Below are 12,123 nucleotides of genomic sequence, written 5' to 3' on the forward strand. Positions count from 1 at the left end.
ACCGATCTATGCGCGCGCGTGGCATCGCCGAAGTGCTGACGCGCGACCATCACTTCACCCAGGAAGGCTTCAACGTTCTGCTTTGACAAGGATGGGCAGATATGAACCGCACTCCCAGCAAGACAATCGGTATCGCCAGCCTCCTGCTTTCAATCTGCCTCGGCGCCCTCGGCGCCCTCGGCGCGCTGGGGCAGGCCACGCCCGCCGCACAGCCTGACCCGCTGCTCGACATACTCAGCTTCAAACTCGTTTCGTATAACAACCTGCTCTTGCAACCGTCCAATGCCAATTCCGCCGACGCCCGTGACTTGCCGCGCACACCCGCCGAACGGGTGGCAAATGCCCAGCGCACGACGCCGCGTTCGCCGCAGGAACGCGCCAACGAGATTGGCGTCCCGCCCGGCGCGGCGCCTACGCTCAAAGTCATCAGCGCCGCCGAATGGGCCTATCTCACCGTCAAAAACACGGCGGCCAAACCGATCAAGGCGCTGACTTGGGAATATGCCTTTTTGCGGATGGAGCAAGGGCAGTTGCTGACGCAAGCCACAATCATCAGCCAAACCGAAATCAAACCCGGCGCGAAAAAGACTCTCCGGCAACCCTTGCCAACGGGCGCGACGCGCTGCCAGGTGATTAGCGCCCGTGAGGCTGCACCTGTAGCCGGAGAAACCAAGCCGTTCGAATATGTCTGTGGACGCGGGTTCACTGATCCTTCTTTGCTGCGCGAGAAACCCGCGCCCGTCACCCTCAAACGGATCGAATATGCGGACGGCAGCGTCTGGCCGTGAACGCGAAATGACGCCAAGTTGTCCGGCAAGCGGGCCGCTTGGTGAGAGGCGGGTGTGAACTTATTCGGCTGTGGGCCAAGGCTGTGAAGAGCGGCCTGCTCATCGCACAGGCATGACGTGAATGAATCTTTCCGCCATCTGGACAAGCCTGCGGACGCAAAACTACAATACAAACGCCGCTCATCACTGAATCATGCATTCCGAAATACGCAAAGACACTAATTAGTGGAAAGGATTGTCCCAATGTGGAGCCAAAAGAAAAGAGTCCCTGTTGCTCGCCCAGAACCCGTGTATGACGCTGTGATCGTCGGCTCTGGCGCGGCGGGTGGCACGATGGCCTGGGTGCTGGTCAATGCCGGGTTGCGCGTCGCGATGCTCGAAGCCGGGCCGAAACGCGAGCCTATGGTGGATTTCGCCTACCACGAACCCTTCCCTTACGAGGATCCCCACCGTGGCCTGAAAACCGAAGAATCGCCGACCGATGCGATGCGCAAGAAATACATCTTCGGCCCGAACGCTTACGCGCCTTGGTCCAACCCGGATGAACCATATACAACCCCGAAAGACTTGCCCTACGAATGGATGCGCGCGCGCAATGTCGGGGGCCGCACGATGTTTTGGGGGCGCTTTGCCAACCGTTTTAACGAAGCGGATTTCAAAATGCGTTCGCTGGACGGTCAGGGCTTGGATTGGCCGATCGAATACAAGGACCTCGCCCCTTACTATGACAAGGCCGAGATTTTCATGGGCGTGTGCGGGGCCAAAGAGAATCATCCCGATCTGCCGGACGGGGACAATTTCCTGCCCCCGGCGGCGCTGAAGTGTCCGGATCATTTGCTGACAAAAGCCGCCGGGAAATTGGGCATTCGCACCATGCGCGTGCGGCGGGCGATGATGACCAAAGCCTATAAAGGCTACGCGCAGTGCCATTATTGCGCCGGTTGCGATGATGGCTGCGAGACCGATTCGTTTTACAGTTCGACGTCGCGCCAGATACAGCCACTGCTGAATAAATTCCCGCGCACCTTCAAACTGATTCCCAATGCGATGGCGCACAAGGTCAACCTGAATGGCAAAGGGCTGGCCAGCAGTGTCAGCTACATTGACAAGACCACGGGCCACGAACGCGAAATCAAAGCGCGCGCCGTCGTGCTGGGGTGCGGCACGCTCGAAACGACGCGGCTCTTGTTGTTGTCGAACATCGCCAATTCCAGCGGCCTGATCGGCAAAAACTTCATCGAGCATTTGGACGCGGGCGCGCAGGCCTTCTTGCCCGAACTCAGTTTTTCAGAACGCGAAGAGGGCGATGGCATCGGCGGTTCGCACATCATCATCCCGTGGTTCGGTTACTTCCGTCCGCAGGAAAAGCGTGATTTCGTGCGCGGCTTTCAGATCGAGCCTTCGGCGCGTCAACGGATGCGGCCCGACAAGAACCCGAAGCGCATACGGGGTCTGGGCGTAGCCTTCAAAAAAGAGATTCGCCGCTGGCAGGGCACGCGCGTCTCGCTGGCCTGTCACGGCGAAATGCTGCCCGGCCCGGACAAGTTCGTCGACCTCGACTCGACGGTGCAAGACAAATGGGGCAGCCCCGTGCTCAAGATTCACCACCCCGTGGATGACAACGCGCGGAGCATGTACAAATACATCCGGCAAACTTATGAAGAGTTGTTTGCCGCCGCCAAAGCCACGGAAGTCACCTTGCCCGATGCGCCGGACAAACCGGGCCATTCGATTCACGAAATGGGCACGGTGCACATGGGCAGCGATGCGAAAACCTCGGTGCTCAATTCCTTCAATCAAGCGTGGGATGTCAAAAACCTGTTCGTGACCGACGCGGCGTCGTTTGCTTCGGGCACGCACAAAAACCCAACGCTGACGATCATGGCGCTCTCGTGGCGGGCGGCGGAGTATTTGCTGGCCGAGCGCAAGAAAGGAAATCTGTAGAAATCAAAAGGCAAAAAGCAAAAGGCAAAAGTGCGGAACGCAGCTTTCAAATCGAAAAGCAGTTCCTCATTTTTGCCTTTTGCTTTTGCCTTTTGCCTTTTGAGTTATGAAGCGCGCACTCCCTTTCATTCTCTGTGCCGTTCATCTGGTGTTGCTGATTTTGCTGGCACGCCAGCATCCCTTTGGCACCTACGCGACCGAAACCGATTTCTATCACTTCTTTGCCCCCGACGCCGAACGGCTGGCGGCGGGGCAATTTCCCGTCAATACCTATCAAGGGCCGGGTTACCCGGCGGCCTTGGCCCTGCTCGGCAAACTGACCGGATTGGGCGGCGCTTTGTTTACCGTGGGCAAGTGGTTGTCGGTCGTGTGCGCGGTGCTGTGCGGGTGGCTGGTGTTCCGGCTGTTTGCGCAAGTGTGTGGTTTCTGGGTGGGCGTGGGCGCGCAATTGCTGACCGTGGCGAGCGGAGAGTTTCCGCAATTCTCAATCAGCGCGACAACCGATGTATTTTTTCTAGCGCTGTGTTTGGCGACGCTGGTGGTGTTTACGAATGAGAAGTTAGCGCGGCGCTGGCGCATCGGTGGGGCGGCGGTGCTGACCGGCTTGAGTTATTTGACGCGCTACAACGGGCTGTTTTTGCTGGCGGCGTGTTTGCTGGGCATCGTCGTGTTTGATTTGTTCGGATTGACGTGGCGCGCACGTGTACGGCAGGTGGCGCTGTTTGCCGGGCTGTTCGTACTGGTGGCGCTGCCCTGGTTTTACTACAACGCGAAACATCATGGCGCGCCGCTCTACAACACGAACTACCTCAACATCGCCACCGAGTTTTATCCCGAACTGGTCAAAGGCGAGGTCAATCAGGACGCCACCCGCGCCTTGGAAGCGCGCTTTCACTCGTTTGGCGATGTGCTGCGCTACGATCCGCTGAAATTGTTCAAACGCTATCCGGTGAATTTGTGGGAGAGCGTGCGCAACCTGGGCGGCACTTCGCTAATGCCTGTGGCGCTGGCCTGGGCGGCGCTGGGCGGCTTGCTCCTGTTGCTGGCGCTCGAACGGCGCAACAAGGCGGCGCAGGTGCTGCTGAGCGCGGGGTTGTTGTACCTGTTGTTGATGGCGCTCAATCATTGGGAGACGCGCTATTACTTTTTCGTGCTGGCGTTGTGCGCGGGGCTGGCGGTTTATTTGGTGGCCAGGCTGTTTGAACTGGCACGGGCACGGGGTTGGCTCACGCAGCCAGCGTTTGCCTTGTTACCCGTGGCACTCGTGGCAGCGTTGGTTGTCGTCACCGTGCGGGGCAGTCGCAAAGAAGTGCGCGACTTCCTCGACAGCCACCCGTCCGAAGTCACGGCGGTGCAGGCGTACTTGCAAAGCACGGGCGCATGCACAGCGCAGGCGCACAAACGCATCGTGGCGCGCAAACCGCATTTGGCGTATCTGTGCCGGGGCGAATGGATTTTCTTCCCCCAGGTCAAGTCGCCGGAAGAATTGCGCGCCTGGCTCGCGCAAAACCCAGTGGATTATCTGCTCATCAGCGAGCGCGAAATGAAAGAGCGCAAGGGCTTGAAACCGCTCGGCGATCCGGCCAAAGCGCCTGCCTGGTTGCAGCCGGTCTGGTCGCAGCGCAAACCCGTGGCGGTGTTGTACCAGCCTGTGGCCGCGGCCTTAACACAGGAGTAACTCAATGGATCAATTTCGCATCATCGGCGGCCAACCTTTGCGCGGGCGTGTCACCATCAGCGGCGCCAAAAATTCGGCGTTGCCGTGTTTGGCCGCGACCTTGCTGACGCCCGAAACGATCACGCTCAGCAACGTGCCTTACACGCGCGACCTGATCACCATGCGCCGTCTGCTCGAAGACCTGGGCGCGACCGTGCTGGTGCCCGCCTTGCGCACGCATCAGGTCAACGCCGCGACAGTCGAAAACTTTGAAGCGCCTTACGAACTGGTCAAAACCATGCGCGCCTCGGTGCTGGTGCTGGGGCCGCTGGTCGCGCGCTTTGGCGAGGCGCGCGTCAGTCTGCCCGGCGGTTGCGCGATTGGTACGCGCCCGATTGATTTGCACTTGGCCGCGCTCGAAAAGCTGGGCGCGCAGATCGAATTGCAAAGCGGCGTGGTCATTGCGCGGGCTGAACGGTTGCGCGGGGCCGCCATTCATTTTGATACCGTCACGGTCACGGGCACCGAGAACGTGCTGATGGCCGCGACGCTAGCCGAGGGCGTGACGCGCCTGACCAATGCCGCTTGCGAACCCGAAGTGACAGACCTCGTCAACCTACTCAGCAAAATGGGCGCGCGCATCGAAGGCGCGGGTACCTCGACGCTGACCATCACCGGCGTCGAAGCTTTGCAGGGCGCGGTGCACGCCATCATTCCCGACCGCATCGAGGCGGGCACCTTTCTGATCGCCGCCGCCATTACCCAAGGCGAACTCGACATCGTGGATTGCGAGTCGCGCCACCTGACCGCCGTGATCGAAAAGCTGCGCGCGGCGGGCGTCGAGATTGAAGAGACCGGCGCACGTTCGTTGCGTGCTTCGGCCAACGGCTCCTTGCGCGCGGTGGATTTGATGACCGAAGTTTATCCGGGCTTTCCGACCGACATGCAGGCGCAATACATGGCGCTGATGACGCAGGCCGAGGGCGAATGCGAGATCAATGAGACGATCTTTGAGAACCGCTTCATGCACGCCAGTGAATTGCAGCGGCTGGGCGCGCACATCCGCGTGCAAGGCTCGCGGGCGCACGTCAACGGCAAGACCCAGCTCACCGGCGCGCGGCTGATCGCGTCGGATTTGCGCGCCTCTGCTTCGCTCGTGTTGGCCGGGTTGGCGGCGGCGGGCGAAACCTGGATTGACCGCGTCTATCACATTGATCGCGGCTACGAAAAGATCGAAGAGAAGTTGCGGGCGGTGGGCGCGGAGATCGAACGCATCAAGAATTAAACACGCACGAGTGCGGCGGCAAACACAGACGCGCACAAAGCGATGGATTGAGCACCCGTTGCTTTGTGAGCGTTGCGTTTTGGCAGCGCTGTTGCGGCGGCTGTGCTTGGCGGATTGATTACGGAGCGACGGCGCGCTGGCGTGTACCTTTGGTCGTGATGTTATCTGAAAAGACCACCGCGCCTTTGTCGTCTTTGACTTCAAACACGGCGCGCCCGGTGAAGCTTTCCTGATCGGAGTTGACGGTAATGGCGTGCCGGAAGCCGACGGTACCGGCCGGATGTTCAAAGGTCGCATCCACGGCATAGCCGCGATACGAGGCGATGAATTGCAAGCCGCCCGCGTGTTGCCAGACGCCTTGCTCCGGCGTGGTCGGATTGGGCAAAAGCAGCGAGGCTTCGGCGGCGTGCAGCACCGAACCTTCGTTGTCATCGCGGCCTGGGAAAACGTTCAGCGTGGATTTTACTGACGAACCATCGCTGAAGGTCAAGGTGAGACTCCAAGTGCCCAGCAAGGCGCGCTTTTGCCGCTCAACAATATCCAGGATGCCGCCTTGTTGCGCGAAAGGTAATTCAATGGCCGGGTTGGCGCTTTCAAGCGTCTCTGCCGGGGGCACGGGCGTGCCGCTGGCGACGTGTTCCGCGACACGCTTTTTGAGGGCCGCCGCTCCGTTGTTTTGCGCGAAGCCGGTGGTGGACGCGAGGGCCATGAATGCCGTGATGGCAAGTGCGAAGAAAATGTTGCTGCGTTGCATCGTTACGTTACCTCCAAGTCATACGTTGTTTACAGCGGTTTCAAGTTGTGTGTTCAGGGCCGCGCAAGGTGTAGGGCGGGTTAGTAACCCGCCCTACACCTTGCTACCTGCACATCCAAAGTAAAACCGCTGTAAGTTCTCGGTTACGAGCGCCTCCTGGCGGCTCGTTGCTATAGGCGGGAAAGCGCGGGCGAACCGGGTCATGTCATGAAGAAAAATTTTCAGCCTGCGCCGGGCAGGGTATAATCCGCCCGCATCGCACATCCTGTGACAATCTATGGCAACGCCCCCATCACAAGCAGTCACCGAGTTATTACTCGCCTGGAACAGCGGCGATGAATCGGCTTTGGAAAAGCTGATGCCGCTGGTCTATGACGAATTGCACCGGCTGGCGCACCGTTACCTGGGCGGCGAACGCGCGGGGCACATGCTGCAAACGACCGCGCTGGTCAACGAGGCCTACTTGCGGCTGATTGATGCGAGCCGTGTGCAATGGCAAAACCGGGCGCATTTTTTTGCCGTCTCGGCGCAACTGATGCGGCGTGTGCTGGTGGATTTCGCGCGCGCGCGCCAGTACCAGAAACGCGGCGGTGGCGCGCAGCAGGTTTCGCTGGAAGAGGCGCTGGTCGTTTCAAACGAACGCGGCGCGGAACTGATCGCGCTGGATGACGCGTTGCAGACGCTGGCCGCGGCGGACGAACGCGCGAGCAAGGTCGTGGAGTTGCGTTTCTTCGGCGGCTTCAGCATCGAAGAAACCGCCGAGGTCTTGCGCGTCTCGCCCGAAACGGTGAAGCGCGATTGGCAATGGGCGAAGGTCTGGTTGTTGCGCGAATTGAGTAACGAAAGCCGTGAGCAAGCCTGAACGAATCCTGCAAATCAAACGCATTTACCAGGAAGCCCTTGAGCGCGACGCCAACGCGCGCGCGGAGTTTCTGGCGGACGCCTGCGCGGACGACGAAGCGTTGCGCCGCGAGGTCGAAGCCTTGCTGGCTTACGAAGAGCAGACCGGGAGCTTTCTGGAAACGCCCGCCGTCAAATGGGCGGCGGAAATGCTGGCCGATGAGCAGGCGGCTGCGCTGGCCGGGCGCGAGTTCGGCACGTACCGGATTGAATCCTTGTTGGGCGCGGGCGGCATGGGCGAAGTCTGGCTGGCGCGGGACAGCCGCCTGGATCGCAAAGTCGCGCTCAAACTTTTGCCGGCGCGCTTCACCCAGGATGAAGCGCGCGTGCGCCGCTTCGTGCGCGAGGCGCGCGCGGCCTCGGCGCTCAATCATCCCAACATCCTGACCATTCACGAAATCGGCCAAGCTTCGGCGGAAGCGGGCGGCACGCATTTCATCGCCACCGAATTCGTCGCAGGCGAGACGCTGCGCCAACGCATCGCGTGCGGCCGCTTGCCGATTGCCGCCGCGCTCGACGTGGCGATGCAAGTCAGCGCCGCGCTCAGCGCCGCGCACGAGGCCGGCATCATCCACCGCGACATCAAACCCGAAAACATCATGCTGCGGCGCGATGGTTACGTGAAGGTGCTCGATTTCGGCCTAGCGAAACTGATCGAAGCGCCGGGCATGGACAGCGCGGAAGAGGCCGCGCATTCGGCCTTCACCACCACGCCAGGTTTGGTGATGGGCACGCCCGCGTACATGTCGCCCGAACAGGCGCGCGGCGTGAAAGTGGATGCGCGCACCGATCTGTTCAGCCTGGGCGTGGTGCTTTATGAAATGCTCACAGGCAAGGCACCCTTCGCCGGGACGACCGCCGCCGACGTGATCGCGGCGTTGTTGGAACGCGAACCCGCGCCGTTGGCGCTGAGCGGCCTGGACGCTTCGGAAACGCAGGAATGGATCGTGTCGAAGGCGCTACGCAAAGACCGCGACGAGCGCTATCAAACGGCGAAGGAATTGCGCGACGATCTGAAGCGGCTAAAACAAAAGTTGGAACGCCAGGCCGAAACGAGTTATGCCAGCGGCGCGGTGATGCCGGAAAGCGGATTGACGACGAACATCATGACGCCTGTCGGTGAGCGCGCTGTCACGACCAATCCGAGCGAAGCTGTCACGACTGCTTCGAGCGCGGAGTTTTTGCTGACCAGCTTGTTGCAACACAAGCGCGGTGTAGCGGTCAGCCTTGTCGCGCTGCTCGTTGTCATCAGCGCGTTGGGCTATGGCGCGTACCGCTTGCTGCAAAGCGCGCCCGGCGCAACGCCGCCCGCCACGCAGCGCGCGCTGACGCAATTGACCTTTGGCGCGGGCTTGCAGAGCGAACCGACCTGGTCGCCCGATGGCCGCTTCATTGCTTACAGTTCGGATCGCGGCGGCAACTTCGACATTTGGGTGCAGCAGGTCAGCGGCGGCAATCCGGTGCAGGTGACGAAAACGCCCGCGCACGATTGGCAGCCCGATTGGTCGCCCGATGGCAACAGCCTGGCCTTTCGTTCCGAACGCGAGGGCGGCGGCCTTTTCGTCGTGCCGGTGCTGGGCGGCAACGAACGCAAGGTCGCGGCTTTCGGCTATCGCCCGCAATGGTCGCCGGATGGCACGCAGCTTCTCTTTTACAGTTCGAATCTGAAAAACGTCACCGCGCCGCCGAAAATTTATGTCGTGGGCTTGGACGGCGCGCCGCCGCGCGAAGTGCTGGCGTCACTGACCGGTGAATTTCCCGGACGGCTGCGCGTGGCCTGGCATCCCGATGGGCAGCGGCTTTCGCTCTGGGGCGAACATCATCAGGCAGGGTTGAGTTTTTGGACGGTGACGTTGGCGGCCCCGGCGAGTGGCCCGCCCGTCAAATCGGAATTCAGCCCGCAGGTCGCGGCACAAATCAAAACAGCATCGGTTGATCTGTTCGATTTCCGCTGGGCGCGCACGGGGCGGGCGCTGTATTTCGAGGGCGTTTCGCGCGGCGTGCGCAATCTTTGGAAAGTGGAAGTCGAACCCGCCAGCCTGCGTTGGACGAATGGGCCGGAGCGCTTGACGACCGGCGCGGGGCTGGACACCGACATCACGCTTTCGCCCGATGGAAAGAAACTGGCGTTCACCACGCGCAGCGAACACACGCGGCTGTGGTCGTTGCCATTCAACGCCGCCACCGGCCAGTTGCGCGGTGCGGGGCAACCAGTCACGCCCGTGGGGCTGAATACGCAGGGTTTCGATCTGACGCTCGACGGCAAGAAGCTCGTCTTCCTGGTGCAACGCGCCGAGCAGCGCGAGTTGTGGGAAAAGTATTTTGCAGATGGAAGCGAAAAAATGTTATTGGCGGGCGATGAATACACGCGCTCGGCGCCGCGCTGGTCGCGTGACGGGTTGCGTGTCGCGTATGTGCGCAGCCGTCCGCCCAGCCCCGAACGCAGCCAGCAATACACCTTTAACTTCGAACACGCCATCGTGGTGCTGAATGAAGACAGCAATAACGAACAAGTGCTCACGGCGGCGCACCCGCGCCAAGGGTGGCCCTGGGACTGGACTGCCGATCAAAGCGCCATCCTCGCCAGCAGCGGACGCCAGACGCCGGAACACTGGGGCTTATTCCTTTTTCCGCTGGCCGCCGCGCCGCAAGCCGAGACGCAAAAACAACTGCTCGCCGCGCGTCCCGCTTACGACGCCTTCAACGCGCGTTTCTCGCCGGACGAACGCTGGGTCTGTTTCATCGGCGTCAACCGCACCGACGCGGGCGACGCCGGGCTATATGCCGTACCGGCGCAAGGCGGCGCATGGGTGCGGCTGACCGAGGGCAAGTTTTATGACGATAAACCGCGCTGGTCGCCGGATGGCCAGGCGTTCTATTTCATCTCTAACCGCTCGGGCTTTTTCAATGTGTGGGGACGGCGCTTTGATCCGCAAGCGGGCCAGCCTGTGGGTGAGGCCTTTCGCGTGACCAATTTTGAAAGCCCCGGCCAGATGATTCCGCCGACCGTGGTGCAGATCGAATTGGCGCTGGCGGCTGACCGGCTGGTCGCGCCGATTATGGAAGTCGCGGGGAGCGTTTGGATTTTGGAGAACGTGGATCGTTGAAGTGCGCCACCATTCGGCGCGCGCGGTGGGTGAATGCAGGAGGCGTGATTAGCTGCGGTGCGCCGGGCTGACGCAAGGAAGACATAGCCAAAAGCTGGTGACGGCGCAGCCTGCGCACCTGCGCCGTCACAGCCTGCTCAGTTTTGCCAGGCGCGCCTTCCCTCAGAACGAGACCGCCGCCAGACTGTCCACGCGCAACACCGATTCCTGCTGGAAGGTTTGTTTGTAGGCGGTGCGAATCTCTTCGATCTTGCGGTCGGCATCGCGCATTTGCGGCGGGTACAGCAGAATCAACTCCATCGAGCGTTCCTTGACGATCACGCCAGCCGAGTTGCGGAATTGGCCGTAGCCGGTCAGCACCGTCAGTCCATCGGGAAAGCGCGGCGTGATTACCGTGTCTACGAACTGCATGAACTGCGCTTCGGTCACAACCGTCCCGTCAGGCTTTTGCGAACCGAAGTAGAGTTCTGTGCGCCGCCAGACTTCAGCGCGTTGCGCGGCGGGCGGCGCGGTGGCGATGCGCATGGCCGGGCGCGTTTTGGCGTTGCCAGCCGGTGCGAACAACGTTGTGACGAGCAAGGCCAGCATGAGTAGGTGGTTGGTCAAGTGTTTGTTCATGAGGTTTCTCCTAATTGGTGAATTTGAGTTAAAAGCGCCGTAGGTTGTCCAACCTGCGGCTGACGCGGCTGAGGATTCTGAAAGGCGCGGAACGATTTGGCAAATTATCCTGCGCCTGCGCCAATCAGTCATTAGACCTTATCGGGTTAAGCTGCGGACTAACCACGGGGAACACGGGGGGCACGGGGCAATCGAGCAAAATACGTGCGGAAGAAGAGTTACGATTTGCTGGTTCGTTTATGCTTTCCCCTCATCCCCGTGTTCCCCGTGGTTAATTTCTATTCCCGATAATGTCTATTGTTCGACGATGTCTGGCTTGAGACTGGCGATGGCGGCGAGGACTTCTGCCTTTTCTTTCTTCGGCACTTTGAATTTATCGAGCGTGGCCGTGAGGTGCCTGACGGAACTGTCCCAGTCCTTCTCGGTGATCTTCAGCCCTTTGTGCGCGGTCTTCATGTCGCGCCCGATATAAAGGCACGGTCCGCCGGTCGCGGCGCACAATTGATCGAGCACGAGTTGACGAATGCGCTTCTGCGAATTCTCGCTCGCGCCCACGAAAAAGCGCCCGAGGTCTTTGTCTGCCGCCAGCCGCCCAATGAAATCATCCGTCACCGCCGCCAGCGCGTCGTAGCCGCCCACGCGCTGATAAAGCGATTTTTGTTGGGCGCGCGCCAGGTCTGCCGCGCCGCACAAAAGCAGCGCCGCCAAAAGCCATACTGTTTTTCCTGACCTGAAAAAGTTACGCATCGTGATCGTCCTCCGGTTGTTTGATCGTATTAAAGGTTGCGCAAAGCAACTGCGGTTTCGCCGGAAGGTACGCAACGTCGCCACCAACCGGATTCAGACGGTCACGCGGCGCGGCTGGTTTTGTTGCCCGGAGAGCACGTGGCTGCGGGCGCGACTGCGGATGTTGCCGCAGCGACTGTGACCTGTTCAAACAGCGCTGCGGGGTAAGGCGCTTGGTGTTTGCGGCGTGCGCTTGCCGGGTAAAGAGTGTTAAGCAAGCTGTCAACGTAACGGCCAGTTTGGCGGACAGCCCACACCCCATATAGTTGGCCCCGCCATGCGAT

At 60.8% G+C, this 12,123-nt stretch carries 9 protein-coding genes; 6 read left to right on the forward strand and 3 right to left on the reverse strand.

Going from position 1 to position 12,123, the window contains the following annotated elements; genetic code table 11:
• The first annotated feature begins 101 nt into the window (after nt 1-101).
• From HY011_06950 to murA, 4 genes are all read left to right on the forward strand, one after another.
• The gene (locus tag HY011_06950; GenBank protein MBI3422661.1) at nt 102-788 is read left to right on the forward strand and encodes a hypothetical protein; all 687 of its coding nucleotides are present in this window, start codon (nt 102-104) and stop codon (nt 786-788) included.
• Nucleotides 789-1,031: 243 nt separating this feature from the next.
• Nucleotides 1,032-2,732, forward strand: coding sequence for a GMC family oxidoreductase (locus HY011_06955; protein ID MBI3422662.1), 1,701 nt, complete (start codon nt 1,032-1,034; stop codon nt 2,730-2,732).
• 106 nt (nt 2,733-2,838) lie between these two features.
• Complete coding sequence (locus HY011_06960) at nt 2,839-4,410, forward strand: glycosyltransferase family 39 protein (GenBank protein ID MBI3422663.1); 1,572 nt, start codon at nt 2,839-2,841, stop codon at nt 4,408-4,410.
• A gap of 4 nt (nt 4,411-4,414) precedes the next feature.
• A complete protein-coding gene (gene murA, locus HY011_06965) occupies nt 4,415-5,674 on the forward strand; it encodes a UDP-N-acetylglucosamine 1-carboxyvinyltransferase (protein ID MBI3422664.1) in 1,260 nt (419 codons plus the stop codon).
• Nucleotides 5,675-5,792: 118 nt separating this feature from the next.
• On the opposite strand, the gene HY011_06970 is transcribed toward murA, so the two are convergent.
• Complete coding sequence (locus HY011_06970) at nt 5,793-6,428, reverse strand: hypothetical protein (protein MBI3422665.1); 636 nt, start codon at nt 6,426-6,428, stop codon at nt 5,793-5,795.
• A gap of 277 nt (nt 6,429-6,705) precedes the next feature.
• Here HY011_06970 and HY011_06975 point away from each other — a divergent pair, with 277 nt between their 5' ends.
• Together HY011_06975 and HY011_06980 are read left to right on the forward strand one after the other, a co-directional pair.
• The gene (locus tag HY011_06975; protein ID MBI3422666.1) at nt 6,706-7,290 is read left to right on the forward strand and encodes a sigma-70 family RNA polymerase sigma factor; all 585 of its coding nucleotides are present in this window, start codon (nt 6,706-6,708) and stop codon (nt 7,288-7,290) included.
• Nucleotides 7,277-10,435: a PD40 domain-containing protein gene (locus tag HY011_06980; GenBank protein MBI3422667.1), complete on the forward strand. Its 3,159-nt coding sequence runs from the start codon at nt 7,277-7,279 to the stop codon at nt 10,433-10,435. The genes HY011_06975 and HY011_06980 overlap by 14 nt, the downstream gene beginning before the upstream one ends.
• Before the next feature lie 162 nt (nt 10,436-10,597).
• Here the strand turns inward: HY011_06980 and HY011_06985 are convergent, their stop codons facing one another.
• Together HY011_06985 and HY011_06990 are read right to left on the reverse strand one after the other, a co-directional pair.
• A complete protein-coding gene (locus HY011_06985; protein ID MBI3422668.1) occupies nt 10,598-11,053 on the reverse strand; it encodes a DUF3574 domain-containing protein in 456 nt (151 codons plus the stop codon).
• 294 nt (nt 11,054-11,347) lie between these two features.
• Nucleotides 11,348-11,800: a group 1 truncated hemoglobin gene (locus HY011_06990; protein MBI3422669.1), complete on the reverse strand. Its 453-nt coding sequence runs from the start codon at nt 11,798-11,800 to the stop codon at nt 11,348-11,350.
• Nucleotides 11,801-12,123: the final 323 nt, after the last annotated feature.

This window comes from Acidobacteriota bacterium, from assembly GCA_016196035.1.
Taxonomy (GTDB): domain Bacteria; phylum Acidobacteriota; class Blastocatellia; order RBC074; family RBC074; genus JACPYM01.

Bases quoted from the DNA above. Each gene is read 5' to 3' on its own strand.
- HY011_06950 (MBI3422661.1), top strand. From the start codon at position 102: ATGAACCGCACTCCCAGCAAGACAATCGGTATCGCCAGCCTCCTGCTT.
- HY011_06955 (MBI3422662.1), top strand. From the start codon at position 1,032: ATGTGGAGCCAAAAGAAAAGAGTCCCTGTTGCTCGCCCAGAACCCGTG.
- HY011_06960 (MBI3422663.1), top strand. From the start codon at position 2,839: ATGAAGCGCGCACTCCCTTTCATTCTCTGTGCCGTTCATCTGGTGTTG.
- murA (MBI3422664.1), top strand. From the start codon at position 4,415: ATGGATCAATTTCGCATCATCGGCGGCCAACCTTTGCGCGGGCGTGTC.
- HY011_06970 (MBI3422665.1), bottom strand. From the start codon at position 6,428: ATGCAACGCAGCAACATTTTCTTCGCACTTGCCATCACGGCATTCATG.
- HY011_06975 (MBI3422666.1), top strand. From the start codon at position 6,706: ATGGCAACGCCCCCATCACAAGCAGTCACCGAGTTATTACTCGCCTGG.
- HY011_06985 (MBI3422668.1), bottom strand. From the start codon at position 11,053: ATGAACAAACACTTGACCAACCACCTACTCATGCTGGCCTTGCTCGTC.
- HY011_06990 (MBI3422669.1), bottom strand. From the start codon at position 11,800: ATGCGTAACTTTTTCAGGTCAGGAAAAACAGTATGGCTTTTGGCGGCG.